At 57.6% G+C, this 16,783-nt stretch carries 15 protein-coding genes; 2 read left to right on the top strand and 13 right to left on the bottom strand.

The window, feature by feature from the left end; all coding sequences use genetic code 11:
* Nucleotides 1–141: 141 nt before the first annotated feature.
* On the bottom strand, nucleotides 142–1,128 hold the full coding sequence (locus B3C38_RS03930) for an ATP-grasp fold amidoligase family protein (RefSeq protein WP_286725556.1): 987 nt from the start codon (nucleotides 1,126–1,128) through the stop codon (nucleotides 142–144).
* A gap of 223 nt (nucleotides 1,129–1,351) precedes the next feature.
* On the opposite strand from B3C38_RS03930, the gene clpB reads away from it, so the two are divergent.
* Nucleotides 1,352–3,949 (top strand): ATP-dependent chaperone ClpB, encoded by a 2,598-nt coding sequence (clpB, locus tag B3C38_RS03925; protein WP_286725553.1) that lies wholly within the window; start codon nucleotides 1,352–1,354, stop codon nucleotides 3,947–3,949.
* A 240-nt stretch (nucleotides 3,950–4,189) separates the two neighbouring features.
* Here the strand turns inward: clpB and B3C38_RS03920 are convergent, their stop codons facing one another.
* Both B3C38_RS03920 and B3C38_RS03915 read right to left on the bottom strand, forming a co-directional pair.
* Nucleotides 4,190–5,086, bottom strand: coding sequence for an alpha/beta hydrolase family esterase (locus B3C38_RS03920; RefSeq protein ID WP_055202628.1), 897 nt, complete (start codon nucleotides 5,084–5,086; stop codon nucleotides 4,190–4,192).
* Nucleotides 5,087–5,106: 20 nt separating this feature from the next.
* A complete protein-coding gene (locus B3C38_RS03915; protein WP_286725549.1) occupies nucleotides 5,107–6,036 on the bottom strand; it encodes a glycosyltransferase family 2 protein in 930 nt (309 codons plus the stop codon).
* 66 nt (nucleotides 6,037–6,102) lie between these two features.
* Between B3C38_RS03915 and B3C38_RS03910 the strand changes: the two genes are divergently transcribed.
* Nucleotides 6,103–6,984, top strand: coding sequence for a hypothetical protein (locus tag B3C38_RS03910; RefSeq protein WP_018696130.1), 882 nt, complete (start codon nucleotides 6,103–6,105; stop codon nucleotides 6,982–6,984).
* A 74-nt stretch (nucleotides 6,985–7,058) separates the two neighbouring features.
* Here the strand turns inward: B3C38_RS03910 and B3C38_RS03905 are convergent, their stop codons facing one another.
* The 10 genes from B3C38_RS03905 to pdxA all read right to left on the bottom strand — a co-directional run bounded on the left by B3C38_RS03905 (nucleotide 7,059) and on the right by pdxA (nucleotide 16,541).
* Nucleotides 7,059–7,709 (bottom strand): cytidylyltransferase domain-containing protein, encoded by a 651-nt coding sequence (locus tag B3C38_RS03905; RefSeq protein ID WP_278720267.1) that lies wholly within the window; start codon nucleotides 7,707–7,709, stop codon nucleotides 7,059–7,061.
* Between the two features lie 120 nt (nucleotides 7,710–7,829).
* The gene (locus B3C38_RS03900) at nucleotides 7,830–8,795 is read right to left on the bottom strand and encodes an acyltransferase (protein ID WP_286725542.1); all 966 of its coding nucleotides are present in this window, start codon (nucleotides 8,793–8,795) and stop codon (nucleotides 7,830–7,832) included.
* A 450-nt stretch (nucleotides 8,796–9,245) separates the two neighbouring features.
* Nucleotides 9,246–9,626, bottom strand: coding sequence for a hypothetical protein (locus B3C38_RS03895; RefSeq protein WP_055202622.1), 381 nt, complete (start codon nucleotides 9,624–9,626; stop codon nucleotides 9,246–9,248).
* Nucleotides 9,607–10,167 carry a LemA family protein gene (locus B3C38_RS03890; protein ID WP_022333817.1) on the bottom strand — a complete coding sequence of 187 codons (561 nt, stop codon included), beginning with the start codon at nucleotides 10,165–10,167 and terminating at the stop codon, nucleotides 9,607–9,609. Before B3C38_RS03890 ends, B3C38_RS03895 begins: the two co-directional genes overlap by 20 nt.
* A gap of 2 nt (nucleotides 10,168–10,169) precedes the next feature.
* Nucleotides 10,170–11,339: a hypothetical protein gene (locus B3C38_RS03885; protein ID WP_286725537.1), complete on the bottom strand. Its 1,170-nt coding sequence runs from the start codon at nucleotides 11,337–11,339 to the stop codon at nucleotides 10,170–10,172.
* A gap of 120 nt (nucleotides 11,340–11,459) precedes the next feature.
* On the bottom strand, nucleotides 11,460–12,104 hold the full coding sequence (locus tag B3C38_RS03880) for a hypothetical protein (RefSeq protein ID WP_286725536.1): 645 nt from the start codon (nucleotides 12,102–12,104) through the stop codon (nucleotides 11,460–11,462).
* Between the two features lie 251 nt (nucleotides 12,105–12,355).
* Nucleotides 12,356–12,976, bottom strand: coding sequence for a translation initiation factor IF-3 (gene infC, locus B3C38_RS03875; RefSeq protein WP_082426582.1), 621 nt, complete (start codon nucleotides 12,974–12,976; stop codon nucleotides 12,356–12,358).
* Between the two features lie 36 nt (nucleotides 12,977–13,012).
* Nucleotides 13,013–14,965 (bottom strand): threonine--tRNA ligase, encoded by a 1,953-nt coding sequence (thrS, locus tag B3C38_RS03870; protein WP_276656048.1) that lies wholly within the window; start codon nucleotides 14,963–14,965, stop codon nucleotides 13,013–13,015.
* 189 nt (nucleotides 14,966–15,154) lie between these two features.
* On the bottom strand, nucleotides 15,155–15,445 hold the full coding sequence (locus B3C38_RS03865) for a hypothetical protein (RefSeq protein ID WP_286725532.1): 291 nt from the start codon (nucleotides 15,443–15,445) through the stop codon (nucleotides 15,155–15,157).
* 1 nt (nucleotide 15,446) lies between these two features.
* On the bottom strand, nucleotides 15,447–16,541 hold the full coding sequence (pdxA, locus tag B3C38_RS03860; RefSeq protein ID WP_286725530.1) for a 4-hydroxythreonine-4-phosphate dehydrogenase PdxA: 1,095 nt from the start codon (nucleotides 16,539–16,541) through the stop codon (nucleotides 15,447–15,449).
* Between the last annotated feature and the right edge of the window lie 242 nt (nucleotides 16,542–16,783).

Here is a 16,783-nt window from a genome sequence, read left to right as displayed (position 1 = left end):
CGCAAAGATACGAATTAAGAATTAAATTAAAAATGAAACCCGCCTACAAAATGACAGCCCTCTCCCCATACCCGGGCAAAGGGCTGTGCCTGGCGGGCCGGGCAGCCTGTTGCACCCGCCCCTCCGGGCTGCCTGCCGTTTTTATTTGGCGGCGGCCTTCCGCAGTCCGAGGAGCCCGAGCAGTCCCGGGTGCGACGGTTGCGTCCGCTTGGCGGGCGGCAGGGAGATTTGCGATCCCATCAATTCCTGAAACTCCTGGCTGAATCCCGTATCCATACCTGCAGATGAGGTGAATGTCAGTTCCCCGAATACGGGGTTTCCGGCGACTTCGTAAAGGTCGACCCGTACTTGGGGGAATCCTGATGAGAGCCGTTTGGCCGCATCGAGCATCCGGTCGAGGGATGCCGGACGCGGGATATCACACTGATGTGGGTCGTAATATTTTCCGGTGACGTAATGACCTATGTTTTTCCATGTCCTGGCATCGTACAATCCTGTTTTGACGTCGGATGGCGATTTACGGTTGTAGCAGACCATGCAACAATAGGGGTTGCCATCGAAACAGTAGAATTTATAGTCGATGAGCGAATTGCCGAATGCTGGTTCTGAGGGAAGGAGGCGTTCGGCGATAATGCGGGGTTTAATACCAAAATAGTGGTGTTCGGCCGTCATGCGGCCGAATTTCTTTCGCAGGGTGTGGTTGAGTGTACGGCGGATCGACCGGATATCGGCTTTTTGCCTGTCGTTCACGATGATAACTTGTCCGTAGCCGTTGTTGGTTTTCAGCACGAACGTGTCGGGGAGATTCCCCCTCCCGCTGAAGTCTATCTCCTCTGCGGATTCCCATACACCGTATAATTCGTTGAGCATCCATCCCAGCCCGCATTGCTCGACATACTCGCGGACGCGGTAATTGTCGGCCAACTGCGACCAGCGCGAAGTGTCCGAGTAGAGCATCATCCAGAGGACTTTTTCGTTGAAGGTTCGGGGGTTTTCGAGGTCGGGGTCGTTGCCGAATCGTTGCCGGTAGCGTATCCTGACCAGTTTTTCCGGGTTACGGTACGCATAGTAGCGCATCTGCAACCGCTGCCATTTGCGCAGCAGGAACGGGGGTTTACGGTATGTCATGAACGTGAAGAGTGAGAGTTAGGTGTTGCGAAGATAATACATTTCGGGCGATGTCCTGCTGTTTTATGCCGTATTGTGTAACTCTTCTGCAAAACAGCTGCCGTTTTGGCGCCTCGTGTCAGTCCCGTGTGTGACAAAGGATGACACATTGGCCGGAAAGCCGGGTTGGCAGGCGTTTTGCGGGTGTAGTATACGAAAGTTTGAAAAACAAATTATCAGAGATATGAACATCAATACGTTAACTGTAAAAGCGCAGGAGGCTCTGCAAAGTGCATTGTCTCTTGCCCGGGAGCGCGGACAGCAGGCTGTCGAGCCGCTCCATATTCTGAGCGTGCTTGTCCGCGAGGACGATTCGCTCGCCACGTTCCTCCTGGGGCGTGTCGGGGTGAATGTCCGCGGCCTGCGCGACGAGGCCGGCCGGGCCGTCGCGTCCCTGCCGAGGGTCGAGGGCGGCGGCGACCAGTTCTTTTCGCAGGACTCCTCGAAGGTGATCCAGCGTGCCGTGGACTTTACCCGGAACTTCGGCGACAAATATGCGTCGGTCGAGCACCTGCTGCTGGGGCTTATCGCCGAGCGCGGGCAGGCCGCCGACATCCTCAAGCGCAGCGGCGCCACCGAGAAGGAACTCCTTGAGGCGATCCGCACCTTCCGCAAGGGGGCTACGGTCGATTCCCAGACCTCCGAGCAGCAGTTCGATGCGCTGGGCAAGTATGCCATCAACCTCAACGAACAGGCCCGTTCGGGCAAGCTCGACCCGGTGATCGGCCGTGACGAGGAGATCCGCCGCGTGTTGCAGATCCTCTCGCGGCGTACCAAGAACAACCCGATCCTCGTGGGTGAGGCGGGTGTCGGCAAGACCGCCATCGCCGAGGGTATCGCACACCGGATCGTCGACGGCGACGTGCCCGAGAATCTGAAGTCGAAGGTGATCTACTCGCTCGACATGGGTGCCCTGATCGCGGGTGCCAAGTACCAGGGTGAATTCGAGGAGCGTCTGAAGGCTGTCGTGCAGGAAGTCGTGGCCAGCGACGGCGACATCCTGCTGTTCATCGACGAGATCCACACCCTCGTGGGCGCCGGCAAGTCGTCGGGTGCGATGGACGCCGCCAACATCCTCAAGCCTGCACTTGCGCGGGGCGAACTGCGGACGATCGGCGCCACGACGCTCGACGAGTTCCAGAAGTATTTCGAGCAGGACAAGGCCCTCGAACGCCGTTTCCAGAAGGTCATGGTCGACGAACCGAGCCCCGAGGATGCCATTTCGATCCTCCGCGGCCTGAAGGATCGTTACGAAAACCACCATCAGGTGCGGATCAAGGACGAGGCGATCGTGGCCGCCGTCGAGTTGTCGACGCGTTACATTACCTCGCGGTTCCTGCCCGACAAGGCCATCGACCTGGTGGACGAGGCGGCCTCGCGGCTGCGGCTGGAGATGAACTCCGTGCCCGAGGAGATCGACACCCTCGACCGGCGTGTGCGCCAGCTGGAGATCGAACGCGAAGCGATTCGCCGCGAGAAGGACAAGGAGCGCGTCGAGCACCTCACCAAGGAGATCGAGGAGCTCAAGGCCCGTGACGCCGAGATGCGTGCCAAGTGGCAGGGGCAGCGCGACCTCTTGAAAAAGATTCAGTCGAACAAGGACAAAATAGAAGCCCTGAAGATCGAGGCGCAGCAGGCCGAGCGCCAGGGCGATTACGGCAAGGTGGCCGAAATCCGCTACGGCAAGATCCAGGAGGCGGAGAAGGAGATCGCCGCGTTCCAGGAGGAGTACAAACTGGCGTCGGCCAACGGCTCGATGATCAAGGAGGAGGTCGATGCGCAGGACGTCGCCGAGGTGGTGTCGCGCTGGACAGGCATCCCCGTGACGCGCATGCTGGCTTCCGAGCGCGAAAAACTGCTGCACATGGAGGACGAGCTGCACAAGCGCGTCATCGGGCAGGAGCAGGCCATCGCCGCCATTTCCGACGCCGTGCGCCGTTCGCGCGCCGGGCTGAACGACCCCCGCAAACCGATCGGCTCGTTCATCTTCCTCGGCACCACCGGTGTCGGTAAGACCGAGCTGGCCAAGGCGTTGGCCGAGTTCCTCTTCAACGACGACTCGATGATGACGCGTATCGACATGAGCGAATACCAGGAGCGCCACAGCGTGTCGCGTCTGGTCGGGGCGCCTCCGGGATATGTCGGTTACGACGAGGGCGGCCAGCTCACCGAGGCCGTGCGCCGCAAACCCTATTCGGTCGTGCTGCTCGACGAGATCGAGAAGGCCCATCCCGACGTTTTCAACATCCTGTTGCAGGTGCTCGACGACGGCCGTCTGACCGATAACAAGGGCCGTACGGTGGATTTCCGCAATACGATCATCATCATGACCTCGAATATGGGTTCGCAGGTCATCCAGGAGAATTTCGCGGAGGCGTTCAACGGTGAGAGACTCGCCCCCGAAGTGGTCGAGAAGACCCGCCGGGATGTGATCGACCTGCTCAAGCAGCAGCTCAAGCCCGAGTTCCTCAACCGTATCGACGAGATCGTGATGTTCGAGCCGCTGACGCGCCGGGATATCGGGCGCATCGTGGACATTCAGCTCGGTGTGGTGCGCAGGATGCTTGCCGAAAACGGCATCCGCCTCGAATACACCGACAAGGCACGCGAATGGATCGCTGCCGCCGGTTACGACCCGCTCTACGGTGCGCGTCCCGTGAAGCGTACCATCCAGCGCTATGTGGTCAACGACCTGTCGAAGCGCATCCTTGCGGGCGACGTCAACCGCGAGCAGCCGATCCGCATCGACGCCGACGACAAGGGGCTGACCTTCGCGAACTGATCTGCAACGACCCGGCTCCGTGAGGGGTGGGGAGAGGTAAATCGGCACCCGGCTTTACGCATGGACGTAAAGCCGGGTGTTTTTTTAGCGGGTTTCCCACCCGGGAGTGCATGCGACCCGGGTTCCGTCGTCGTAGGTGTGTTCTTCCCGCGAATTTTCCCGGGATTGGATACATATGTAGACCATCTCCTTCTGCGAGGTGTTGCACAAGCCCCTTACCCCTGCCGGCTGTCGTCCCGTCTATTTCACGAACTTGCTGAAAAATTTCCAGAGCTCCTCGCCCGTGTCGATGTCCTGTTCGCCCCACGAATGTTTCCCGCCGACGATCTCGTAGAGCCAGACTTCGCTGCCGCCCGTGCCGCCCGTGAAGCGGTGGGCGATGACCTTGCGCCCGTTTTCCGGCGTGCGCCCGGGAATCGTGTCCGTCTGCATGCCGGTGCATTTGTTCTTGGCTGCCCAGTAATGCACGGCCATCGGTACGGCGACGTAGGCGCCCCAGCCGCCTTTATTGTCGAGGTCACCCTCCCACGCCGACGTGCGGTCGGCCGTGCCGTGTATTTCGAACAGGGGCACGGGGTGCGTGGAATCGTCGGCCTTGTAAAGCCATTCGAGCATCAGCCCCGATACGGGTGCCACAGCCGCGAACAGGCGGGGGCGCTGCGCCGCGAGCTGGTAACACATCTCCCCGCCGTTCGACATGCCCGTGCAGAATACGTTGCGGCGGCTCAGCTCGTGTCGTTTTTGCAGGTGGCGCACCAGCTGTGCGATGAACTTCACGTCGTCGACGGCCATGTCCGCCTGGAACGGGTAGCCTGCGTTCCAGCACGTCTTGCCCCGGCCGTCCTTCGCGCCCTGCGGGTAGCAGACGGCAAAGCCGTGGCGGTCGGCCGCGGCGTTCAGCCCGAAGCGGCCCGGGTCGTTGTTACCGCCGTAACCGTGCAGGACGACCACCAGCGGGGCGCCTTGGGGCAGCCCCTGGGGCAGGTGGAGCTTGTAGCTGCGTTCGATACCGCCCGAGCGCATCGTGTAGGAAGGGGTGTCCGGATTTGCGGATTGGGGCCGGGCGACGGATGCCGCCAGCAGGAGGAGTGCCGTAAAAAGACCCTTTACGACGGAGGGGTTCGAAAGGTATTTCATGCTGTCGGAATTTTCGGGGCTCAGAGCCCTTTCCGGGCGATGCGCCAGGCCAGGCTGTTGTAAAGCCCGATCAGCGGCCCCCGCCAGCTGCGGGGCAGGGCGTTGAGGATGCGTACCTTGTGCAGCGTGCGGCGGTAAGTCTTCGTGTAGCCGAAGAACCGGATAGCCCTCGCCGCATCCTTCGTGCCCCCCTTTGCACTGATGATGAGCGCTTTTCCCAAGGCTGCGCGGGCCACGAACTCGTTGTATCCGTCTGCCGCCGCCGGGTCGTAAAGCTCCTCGAACGAGTAGCGCGTCCGCTCGGGCGTGTAGATGGCTGACGACCGGTTCGAGGCCACCTTCGAATAGTTTGCCAGCGGCTTGGGCGAAAAGCAGACCTTGTAGCGCCGGGCGATCTTGATCCACATGTAGAGATCCTCGCCGATCTTCATTCCCTCGGGGAATCCGCCCACTGATTCGAATACCGCGCGCGGGACGGCGCTGGCCGACGGGATCGAGATATAACGGTGCGCCGAGTCGCGGAAGAAGTCGGCGACCACGCCGCGCTCCGTGGGGGTGGGGGCGGGGAACCGTCCGTCATGGCTGACGATGTTGAAGGCTGTCGAATAAATCCCGCAGCCCGGGAATTCGGCCGCCATCGAAGCGATCTCCTCCAGGAATCCCGGTTCCCACGTGTCGTCGGCGTCGAGCAGGGCGATCAGGTCGCCCGTCGACTCGGCGATGGCGCGGTTGCGTGCCGCGCAGACCCCGGCGTTCGCTTGCGTGACGAGCTTCACGAGCGGCGATGCGATGGCACGCACGGCGCCGGCACTCCCGTCCGTCGATCCGTCGTCCACGACGACGATCTCCGTGGGCTGCAAAGTCTGTGCGAGCACCGAGCGTAGGGTGTCGCCGATTTCGCGTTGCTTGTTGTAGAGGGGTATGATGACCGAGATGGTTGCCGATGCCATTTGTTACGGTTTGGTTTCTTGCGAAGATACCGATCTTTTGCTACATTTGCAAATAAAACCCTGTTCATGACCGCATCCGAGAAGCTCATCGCATTCATCCGCAATACGTTCGACACGGCGCTTTACTTCGCCGTGATGGCCGTCAAGGAGAATTTCCGCAACTATATCCGCCGTGCGGGCCCGACGGGCGACCCGTCGCGCGGGATGGTCATTCTGGGCAACGGCCCTTCGTTGTCGGACGACCTGCCGCGATTGATCGCGCGCCGCGAATACGAGGCGAAGGATTTCATGGCGGTCAACTTTTTTGCCGAGGACGACCGCTTCGAGGTGGTCAGACCGGGTTATTACGTCCTTTCCGACCCGATGTTCTTCCGCGACAGCGAATGCCGCGACCGCGTGGCCGCGCTCTACCGCACGCTCGATAGCAAGGTCACGTGGCCGATGACGCTCTACGTACAGTTCTATAATCCCGAAAAGTTCGACTACCGCGCCGCGCTGCCCAACCCCCGTATCCGCATCGTTCGCTTCCATACGCAGGTCTACCGCGGTTTTGGCAGCGTCGGCTTCTGGCTTTTTCGCCACGGCCTGGGCAGCGCCAATTTCGGCACGGTCGTGCAGGTGGGCGAATACGTCGCCCTGTTACTGGGTTACCGGCGGATCGAGCTCTACGGGGTGGATCATACGTTGCTCGACGGGCTATGCGTCGACGATGCGAACCGCCTGTGCCGTGCCGACCGCCACTATTACGATACCCTTCCCCCGGCTCCGCAGCCCATCTACATGAAGGTGCCGCACGTGCCCTATACGATGTCGGTATACCTGGCCGAGGTCGCCGAACTCTTCCGCGGGCATGAAGTACTGCGCGACTATGCCGCGTCGCTCGGTGCGCGGATCGTCAACCGCACCCGCGGCTCGATGATCGACGCCTACGAGCGCGGGGCGGAGTAACCCCGCCCTTTTGAAATAAAGGAAGCGACCAGGAAAGGTCGCTTTTTTATGCTCATCTCGGATTCCCGCTCCCGTCACCCCAGCCGCCGGCTTGCCGCGATGATCTCTGCCATCGTGAAATCCTCGGGGTTGTCGATGTCCAACCCTTCGATGCGGTCGACGACGGCCATGTAGGGCTTCTCCCCGATGCGGCGCCCGCGGCCGCACCAGAGCGTGCGCGGGAAAATGAAAAATGCGCTGGTTTCGATATAGACCGGCTCTATGGTCTGCGTGCGGGGGATGTCGTCCAGCGCATAGTTGAGCGGCCGGCCTTCGAACCAGGCGAAGGTCTGGATCTTCTCGGCGCTGAACGCCGAATCGTATTCCCCCGACCGTACGTGCCGCAGGGCGTCCGCCACGGTCTCCGCGCGGATGAACGGCGAGGTGGCGTGCGCCAGCACGTAGAGGTCGGCCTCGACGTCGGCCGTGAAACTGTCGTAGATCTCCCGCCCGAGCGTCGTATCGCGGTCGAGGTCGGGGCTGCGGCGCAGGAAACGCACGTCTTGGGGCAGGTATTCGCAGATGCGTTCGTCGCTGCAATAGGCGTACACCTCGTCGATCTCCCCGATGCCGGCGAGCGTCCGCAGGATATGGCACATCAGCGGCTCGCCGCCCAGCAGGCGGAGGTTTTTGCCCGCTACCCGCTGGCTGTTGAGGCGTAAGGGGACGAATGCTACTGTTTTCATCGCTATCTCTCTTTTTTGTCGGTCTGTGTCAATGCCCCCCCCCCTCTTGTCGGTCGCTGCTGCCGGAGTCCCGCGAAGGACACCGGCCCGCGGACTGTGGCCGGGAGCTTTGCATGTAAATTATTGCACCAGCAGGTTGCAACCCCTGATGTCGCTGTGGTCGATGCGTCCTTCTACCTCGAACGCTCCGTCGGCAGCCACGCGCCCTACGTCCTGGGTCTGGATGAAGGCGCACGACCACCACGAAGCTAGGTCGGCGATGTCCAGCCCGCCGCGGGAGCCTGCCGGCAGGCGGTCGAACGGATCGTTCACGTCGCGTGCCGCGACCCGCATCCAGGCCGGGCAGCGGAAGATGTTCCCGCCCTGCGAGTAGGCCTGCGACGTGAGTTCTGCCATGCCGTATTCGGAGTGTATCCTGTCTACTCCGAATGCGTCGCACAGGATTTTGTGGAATTCCGCTTTGGGGATCTCCTCGCGGTATCCCTTCATGCCGCCCGTCTCCATGACGACCGTGTCGTCCAGCTTCGGGGCGTAACGCTCCGCCAAATCCCAGAGCGCATAGCTTACGCCCAGCAGGATCTTGGGCTTGGGGTCGCGGCGCATCGCCTCCAGCAGGGCTTCGTAGTCGTCGAGGTAAAAGCCGCCCGAGCCGCAGTCGGACAAAAGCCGGTCGGCCATGTAGACCAGCGACGAGCCTTTGCGCCGCAGGTAGTTGGGCAGCAGTGCGTAGAGGCTCCACCGTGCCGGTTCGCCGTAGAACGTCCGGAACGAAGCGCGGAACGCTTGTTCGTAGAGCGCCAGCGAGCGCATCGGGTGGCGCGACGGGGTCATGCCGGTGGTGGCCGACGAGGTGAAGACCGCTTCGGGCTCCGTGCCGCCGCAATACACTTCGTGGGTCTTGAACAGCCCGATCGGCAGGTAGGGGATCTTATCCGCCGTCCGCACCTCCCCGGGTCGTACGCCGATCAGAGACAGATACTCGCGGTAGGGCGCGCATTCCGCAGCCTGGCGCCGGAATACCTCCAGCGCCGCCGCTTCGAATGCCGCCTCGTCCGCGATGCGGAATATGTCGTCGGGTGTGCTCATCGAGTGTAAAGATAGGAAATAAAAATGAAAGTGAGAGCAAACCGGTGTGATAAGACTGTCGAATAGCGATTTAGACGAAGATTGGACAAACGGGCGCAGCCAAGTAAAACCATCAAAAAGCCAACTCAAACCGGAATTACGTTACTATCCTGTTACTTTTTGGGCTGGCGGAAAAGTTTCAGATGGTTTCCAAAGAGCTGATTTACACGCTTTCAAAGGCTGTTTCATCTATAAATGTAACCGAATTTTCGGAAGGCGGAAGAGACAGCACGAAAAAAGACGATCTCAAAGGCTTTAAGGAATCCGCTGAAGTCTATGGCAAGGGCATCGTGCATTTCCCTAAGGACTGTAAGTTGTATTGTGGTCGTGGTCTGGCCCGTAACCAGAGCGGAGACAAAAAAGGTGCATGTGAAAATTGGAGGGAAAGCAAAGAAATAATACGGATATGTATTATGATTCTAATGACTCTTGTCCGCTGTTCTTTGTTTCGTTAAAAGTAGACAATATTTTGTATATCATTCTACGATTAAAAAGGACAAACACTCCGTAAACAATTATCATGGCAAGCCAAATGAGTGCCATTTTAAGAGCAGGCACACCGCTGAAAAGGAGAATTATTTGCGTAATAAACCCGAAAAGCGTATACCCCGTGGCTAATGCCGCCAAAGCTCTGCTTGCCATCGCCCCCACCTTGATCCGCAGTATTCGAAACAAGAGATACAAGAGGAACGAGAATAAAGGTACGCCAAACGCAGCCAATGCAACTACAACTCCCTGGGCATTCTCGTTATTTTGCAGATAATTTAGAATATCAGAAACGAATTCCGTCATATTTTTTCTCCTCTTCAGATATGTGCAACAACGGTTTGTCAGTATAACCCATTGGACGAGCAAACAACAAGGCGGGCATTTCGTGAATACCGATATTATACATATTCACGCTTTCATTGTAGAGTTCGCGGCGGTCGGAAAGCATATCTTCCAAATCCGACACCCGAAGTTGGAGGGTGCGGAAACTCTCCACAGCTTTCAGCTCGGGATAGTTTTCCGAAACGGCGAAAAAGGAATTTAGCAGTTTGCCGACTTCATTAGCCAGTTGTACTTTTTCATCGGTAGAGCGAGAGGAAAGAAAAGCGGTTCGTAGCTCTGTAAGCTGATTTAACAGCGATTCTTCGTATCCCTGTGTCTTTTTTACCACAGCAATAAGGTTGGGTATTTCATCTACACGCTGCTTTAATATTACATCGATATTGGCAAAATTTTTATCTACATTGTACTTCAGCATAACCAACCGGTTGTAAATGGCAACGCCTCCCGAGACAATGCCGACAATGATAACTCCCAAAATAACGAAAGCAATAATAATTCCCATATTCACTGATGCTTAAAGATGATTGTTTTTTCTTGATTGGAAGGGAGTATATATCCATACTGACCGGATGAAATACCCTTGTTGCCGAAAGGCAGGTTTATTTGCAACTCTCCGTCACGGTATTCGATGTGACAAAGCAGTATCAGTGAAGCGATAATACCCCAAACGGAGGTATAACAGATCAGACTATTGATAAGCGGCTTTGCCCTGTTGTATTTGTTGAGTGTTTGTGAAGGCATGAGCGTATATACCTTCTTCGTTTCTTCGTACCGGAAAACCGTTTTGCCTCCTCGTGTATCTGCCATTCCTATAAGCAGTACTTTATCGCCGGGCAACAACAACCGCTGCGTGTATCGCTTTCCTTCTTTTTGATACCGCTTGTTTATGGGCAGACACAAAAGATTCAGCTTTTCGGGTGTAACGTCCAATATGCCCGTTTCGTCCTGTATGGAGAATGCGTTGCATTTATTCTCGCTGTGAACGGTGGTATACGAAGTTCGTCCTTCGCTGTCGTGGTCTATATCTTCTATTTCGTATTCGTATGCAATACACTCCGTGTCACCGATAGGAGCAATGAGTTTTCCTCCGGGAACAACTATTCCTTCCACTTCGGCAAGCCCCATAGCCACAGAACGTATAGGAGAGGTAGGCAATATTGCCTGTAAACGCATAAAATGACGGTCACCCCCGGGATTTTTCAGCGCGAAAAGAGGAAGGATAATAAATACCACCAAAAATATTAGCGGCAACGAGACTTCCATAATAAACATAATAACGAGCATTCCAATAATCCCCGATATATAAGTTCCCGTTACTTTGCCCGCAGTGAAGACGGAAACTTTTTTTCCGGTTTTCCGGTATTCAGCTTTGACTTTTCTTAATCTCCTCACCAAAGGCATTATGATAAGGCCGACAATAGCCAACACAAAAGTAAGTACAAAAAGAAGCACCAACGCACACAAGCCAAAGCCCGGTTTAATAACCCCTAAGAAGCATACAAGAGTTGGTTCCAGAACAAAGAGAAGCCATTTAGGTTTATAGTCCCAACCGTATATTCCGCCTAAAATAACATGATGAAAAAGCGCCACAAAAGCCGAAAATGGTATCAGAACAAAAACCACTCCAACACTTATATCGCCCCAATCTGTCAAAAAGTTGATAAGTTCCTTCATTTACGAAACATTTCTTGTATTCAGTTTTTCACGCTTTTGTGGATGCAAAAGACACGCAAAAGTCGGACGGGTTCAAGACCGGATTGCGTCCGATTCCGTGCGGGATAAAGGCCGGGATGTTTAAAACGCCCCGAACCCGATCTGGCTGTCGTCGCTGAGATTTGTCTTTTTCAGCTGGGCTTCGACTTTTTTCAGGATCTCGTCGTATTTCTGCTCCGAAAGCCAGGGCTTCATCGTTTGGTTCAATTTCTCCATTTTTTCGACGTGCGGATCCAGTATCTCATGTTTTTGCGCATAGGTTTCGGCTTTCATGAGTTCTCTCAGCAGGAGTGCAGGCTGCAGGGCGCGCTGCAAATCGTCCTTCATCTCTTTGGGCAGGCTCCGGGCTTTGTCTTTGGGCAGGCTTGCGTACATGAGGAGCCCCAAGCAGACCTCCCTCGCAAATTTTTTATACACCTTCTGAAATCGGTCACTCCGCGCGTTGATGGTAAACGCCATGTCGTCCAACTGTTTTTCGATCTGTGCCATCTTCTGTTCGACTGCGGAGTAGCTGCTGAACATTTTTTCTTTTTCGGCTTCCACCGATCTCTCCACCTCGGCAAATGATTCCTGCAATGCACGGAATTCTTCCGGCATTTCGGCTCCTGCGCCGTTCTCTTCATAATCGGCGATGGTCTCCTTCAGTGAATCGATCCGCTCCTGCGGCACTTGTCCGCAGGCCATCAAAGTCAGCAGACATCCGGATAATAACCATTTCTTCATCATTTTTTTCAGTTTAATCATTTATCGGATAAAGATCGGGAATAGTTTTCGATATTCGGTTATCCAAAACGCTCATAAAGTTATCTTGCGGGATATGTTCCAGGAGATAGAGGAGCTGGGCGCCGGAGCAGAACGACATGATCCGGGCGGCCCATTCCTGTAAATGCGAAAACAACAACCTGCGACCCGGATATCTCCGTTCCGCCGTCGTTGTTTTCACGGGTATTACGTGGCCTGCGGCCGCTTGTCATTTGTTACTTTTTCACTTTCGGCGCGAGCATCATGTTCATCTTCTTGCCGTCGAGCCGGGGCATCGCCTCCACTTTGGCGAACTCTTCGAGATCGGTGGCAAAGCGCAGCAGCAGGATTTCGCCCTGCTCCTTGAAGACGATCGAACGGCCGCGGAAGAAGACATAAGCCTTGACTTTGGCCCCCTCCTTGAGGAAGTTCTGCGCGTGCTTGAGTTTGAAATTGTAGTCGTGGTCGTCGGTCTGGGGCCCGAAGCGGATCTCCTTCACGACCACTTTCGTCTGATTGGCCTTCAGTTCCTTGGCTTTCTTCTTTTGCTGGTAAAGGAATTTCTGGTAATCGTCGATGCGGCATACGGGGGGCTCGGCCTTCGGAGAGATCTCGATCAGGTCGAGTTCCAGTTCGTCGGCGAGTTTGAGCGCATCGCGGATCGGCAGAACCTGCGGCTGGCCGACGTTGTCGCCGACCACACGCACTTCCGGAGCCGTGATCTCGTTGTTGATCCGGTGGGGGTTCTCCTTGACGGGCGGACGGCGCCCGAAGCGGTTGTTGGCATTGGCTGCCGGTTTCGGTCTGTTATTCCCGGGGGTAAACGGCCTCGGCGGGAATGGTTTCGGTGCTGCGATAGTTGTACGTATTAGTTAAGTTAATAATGTGCTCTTTTATTTCTTTTCCAGTTTGTTGGCGTCGATCTCCTCTTTGACCAGCCCGGTGATCAGGTCGCGGAACGCTTCCATCGTCATCTGGCCCTTGTCGCCCTCGCCTTGTGCACGGACGGATACGAGGCCCTCGGCCTCCTCCTTCTCGCCGACGATCAGCAGGTAGGGGACGCGTTTCAGTTCGTTGTCGCGGATCTTGCGGCCGATCTTCTCGTTGCGGTCGTCGACTTCGGTGCGGACGTCGTTGCGGTTCAGGTATTCGGCCACCTTCTGCGCATAATCGTTGAACTTCTCCGAGATCGGGAGTACCACGACCTGCTGGGGCGAGAGCCACAGCGGGAACTTACCGCCCGTGTGCTCGAGCAGCACGGCCACGAAACGCTCCATCGAGCCGAACGGCGCACGGTGGATCATGATCGGGCGGTGCAGTTTGTCGTCGGCGCCCTTGTACGTCAGGTCGAAACGCTCCGGCAGGTTGTAGTCCACCTGGATGGTGCCCAGCTGCCATTTGCGGCCGATGGCATCCTTGACCATGAAGTCCAGCTTCGGGCCGTAGAATGCGGCTTCGCCCAGCTCCACGACGGTCGTGAGCCCTTTCTCCCTGGCTGCCTGCATGATGGCGCTTTCAGCCTTCTCCCAGTTCTCGTCCGAACCGATGTACTTCTCCTTGTTATTGGGGTCGCGGAGCGAAATCTGTGCCGTATAGTTGTCGAACTTCAGCGTCTTGAAGATGTAAAGCACGATGTCGATCACGCGCTCGAACTCTTCGAGCAGCTGGTCGGGACGTACGAACAGGTGGGCGTCGTCCTGCGTGAACCCGCGCACGCGCGTCAGCCCGTGCAGCTCGCCCGACTGCTCGTAGCGGTAGACGGTCCCGAACTCCGCCAGGCGGACGGGCAGCTCCTTGTACGAGCGGGGCTTCGAACGGTAGATCTCGCAGTGGTGCGGGCAGTTCATCGGCTTGAGCAGGTATTCCTCGCCTTCGATCGGAGTGTGGATAGGCTGGAACGAGTCCTTGCCGTATTTGGCGTAGTGGCCCGAGGTCACGTACAATTCCTTGTTGCCGATATGCGGGGTAATCACCTGCTGGTAGCCGTATTCCTTCTGCACGCCCCGCAGGAACTGCTCCAGACGGTCGCGCAGTGCGGCGCCCTTGGGCAGCCACAGGGGCAGGCCCTGTCCCACGCGCTGCGAGAAACAGAACAGTTCGAGGTCTTTGCCCAGCTTGCGGTGGTCGCGCTTCTTGGCCTCCTCCATCATCACGAGGTATTCGTCGAGCATCGACTTCTTGGGGAACGAGATGCCGTAGATGCGAGTCAGCATCTTGTTCTTCTCGTTGCCGCGCCAGTATGCCCCGGCTACCGAAGTCAGCTTCAGGGCCTTGATGTAGCCCGTGTTGGGGATGTGCGGTCCCCGGCAGAGGTCGGTGAACGCACCGTTGGTATAGAATGAGATGGTGCCGTCCTGCAAGTCCGTAATCAGTTCTACCTTGTACTGGTCGCCCTTCTCGGTGAAGGTCTTGAGTGCTTCGGCCTTGGGGACTTCGCGGCGGATGAGCTGCTCCTTGTTACGGGAAAGCTCCTGCATCTTCTGCTCGATTTTGGGCAGGTCGGCCTCGGTGATCGGCGTCGGCGAATCGACGTCGTAGTAGAAGCCGTTTTCGATGGCCGGGCCGATACCGAACTTGATGCCCGGGTAGAGTGCCTCGAGGGCTTCGGCCAGCAGGTGGGACGAGGTGTGCCAGAAGGCGTGCTTGCCCTCTTCGTCCTCCCATTTGTAGAATTTGACCGAGGCGTCCTCCTCGATCGGGCGCATCATGTCCACGGTTGCGCCGTTTACCGAGGCCGCCAGGGAGTCAGCAGCTAAACGAGGGCTGATGCTCTCTGCGATTTGGAAGGCAGTCGTCCCTTTGGCGAACTCCCTCACCGAACCGTCGGGAAAAGTGATTTTGATCATAAAAAAATTATAAAGTTAAGTTTTCGGGGCCTTCGGCGCTTCCACAATTACGAGACGGAATACGCTTCCGGGTTGCCCGGTGTTTATCGTTTTTCTCTTCCGGCTGCCGCGCCGTGCGGGCTGCCGTGCTTTTGGCTGCCGTGTTCCCGGCCTGCGACCCTGCGGCCTGTGTTTCTCCAGCCTGGTCTCTTAGGCCTGTGTCTCTGCGGCCTGCGACCCTGCGTCTTTGCCCGCCGTGCCTTCGGCCGGATTTCCGGGTGCTGCGTCTTTGCCCGCAGCGTTTTCAGCCTCCTGTCCGCGGCGCCCTTCCCGGATCATCGCCGTCCCGGCGCCGATACCCAGCAGTACGGTCAGTTTCCCGGATGCCAGCTTCCAGAACTCCGTGTCGCCGAAAAAGTAATCGCAGAGCCATGCTCCTCCGAGCAATACCCATATGGCCACGAACCCGGCCCCGATGCGGATCTTTTTTTGCGGCGTCATACTAATCCTCCCGTTCGGTCTGCGGCAGGTCTTTGACCGAGATGTCGCGTCCGCCTTTCTCGCGCTCGGCGCGCTGCAACGGGTTGCGGCTCCATTCCGTCCAGGCGCGGCGGTGCTCCACGATGTCGATGGCGGCGTAGATCGCCGACCTCATCGACTGCGCATCGGCCTTGTCCTGCCCCGCGATGTCGTAGGCCGTGCCGTGGTCGGGCGACGTGCGTACCTTGGCGAGCCCCGCCGTGAAGTTCACGCCGTCGGGCGAGAGCGTCTTGAAGGGCGCCAGCCCCTGGTCGTGGTACATGGCCAGGATGCCGTCGTACTTGGCGTATCCGCCCCCGGCGAACAGCCCGTCGGCCGCAAAGGGGCCGAATGCCAGCACGCCTTGTCTGAATGCCTCGACGATGGCCGGGCGGATGATCTCCTGTTCCTCGTGTCCGAGCAGCCCGCCGTCCCCGGCGTGGGGGTTGAGCGCCATCACGGCGATGCGCGGCTCGACGATGCCGAAATCCTCGATGAGCGAGCGGCGCAGCGTATGGAGGTCGTGCACGATCTTCTCCCTGGAAATGCTGCGGCTGATCTCCGACACGGGGATATGCTTGGTGACCAGCCCCACGCGCAGCACGTCGCTGCACAGGATCATCATCGGCTCCCCGCCCAGTTCCGCCCCGAAGAATTCGGTGTGGCCCGTGTAGCTGAAATCGTCGCCCTGCACGTTCTCCTTGTTGAAGGGCGCCGTGACGATGGCGTCGAGCGTCCCCTCCTTCAAATCCTGCGTCGCCGTGCGCAGCGCTTCGACCGCAGCGCGTCCGGCCTGAGGCGAAGCCTTGCCCGGCTCCGGCTGCCCGGCCTCCCCGCATACGACCAGGTTGGCCTTGCCGCGGCGGGCGTCGCGTGCCGCGGGCACGGTGTTGAACGCCACCGGTTCGGTGTCGCCCAGCGTATTTCGGTAATAGGCCGCCGCCGTGGGCGAACCGTAGACGACGGGCGTGAAGAGCTCCGTCATGCGCGGGTCGGAAAGGGCCTTGAGGATCACCTCCCAGCCGATGCCGTTCGGATCTCCCTGCGTGATGCCTATTTTGAGTTTGCATTCGGACATAGATACATATATTTCAACTTACAAAGATACATATTATTCAGAATTGGCAATGCGCCGGATCGAATTTAAATGAAATTTTGCATTCCTGCGGCCCGGAATGTTTTGCGGATGGGCTTATTTTTCCTACCTTTGTCTTATGCAGCCTGTTAGGGTTGCTGACATATTCGGATAAAGGCGCATCGGCTTTTTTCTTACCATCGGAAATTGGACACTTTCGTGTAGCGTAAGGAACGAAGGTTGAT

The sequence above is a fragment of the Alistipes sp. UBA1686 genome, assembly GCF_002320215.1.
Classification (GTDB): domain Bacteria; phylum Bacteroidota; class Bacteroidia; order Bacteroidales; family Rikenellaceae; genus Alistipes; species Alistipes onderdonkii.
This window is presented reverse-complemented; position numbering and strand designations above follow the sequence as displayed.

Coding starts and splice junctions, on each gene's coding strand:
- B3C38_RS03930 (WP_286725556.1), bottom strand. CDS start 1,128: ATGACATACCGTAAACCCCCGTTCCTGCTGCGCAAATGGCAGCGGTTG.
- clpB (WP_286725553.1), top strand. CDS start 1,352: ATGAACATCAATACGTTAACTGTAAAAGCGCAGGAGGCTCTGCAAAGT.
- B3C38_RS03920 (WP_055202628.1), bottom strand. CDS start 5,086: ATGAAATACCTTTCGAACCCCTCCGTCGTAAAGGGTCTTTTTACGGCA.
- B3C38_RS03915 (WP_286725549.1), bottom strand. CDS start 6,036: ATGGCATCGGCAACCATCTCGGTCATCATACCCCTCTACAACAAGCAA.
- B3C38_RS03910 (WP_018696130.1), top strand. CDS start 6,103: ATGACCGCATCCGAGAAGCTCATCGCATTCATCCGCAATACGTTCGAC.
- B3C38_RS03905 (WP_278720267.1), bottom strand. CDS start 7,709: ATGAAAACAGTAGCATTCGTCCCCTTACGCCTCAACAGCCAGCGGGTA.
- B3C38_RS03900 (WP_286725542.1), bottom strand. CDS start 8,795: ATGAGCACACCCGACGACATATTCCGCATCGCGGACGAGGCGGCATTC.
- B3C38_RS03895 (WP_055202622.1), bottom strand. CDS start 9,626: ATGACGGAATTCGTTTCTGATATTCTAAATTATCTGCAAAATAACGAG.
- B3C38_RS03890 (WP_022333817.1), bottom strand. CDS start 10,167: ATGGGAATTATTATTGCTTTCGTTATTTTGGGAGTTATCATTGTCGGC.
- B3C38_RS03885 (WP_286725537.1), bottom strand. CDS start 11,339: ATGAAGGAACTTATCAACTTTTTGACAGATTGGGGCGATATAAGTGTT.
- B3C38_RS03880 (WP_286725536.1), bottom strand. CDS start 12,104: ATGATGAAGAAATGGTTATTATCCGGATGTCTGCTGACTTTGATGGCC.
- thrS (WP_276656048.1), bottom strand. CDS start 14,965: ATGATCAAAATCACTTTTCCCGACGGTTCGGTGAGGGAGTTCGCCAAA.
- B3C38_RS03865 (WP_286725532.1), bottom strand. CDS start 15,445: ATGACGCCGCAAAAAAAGATCCGCATCGGGGCCGGGTTCGTGGCCATA.
- pdxA (WP_286725530.1), bottom strand. CDS start 16,541: ATGTCCGAATGCAAACTCAAAATAGGCATCACGCAGGGAGATCCGAAC.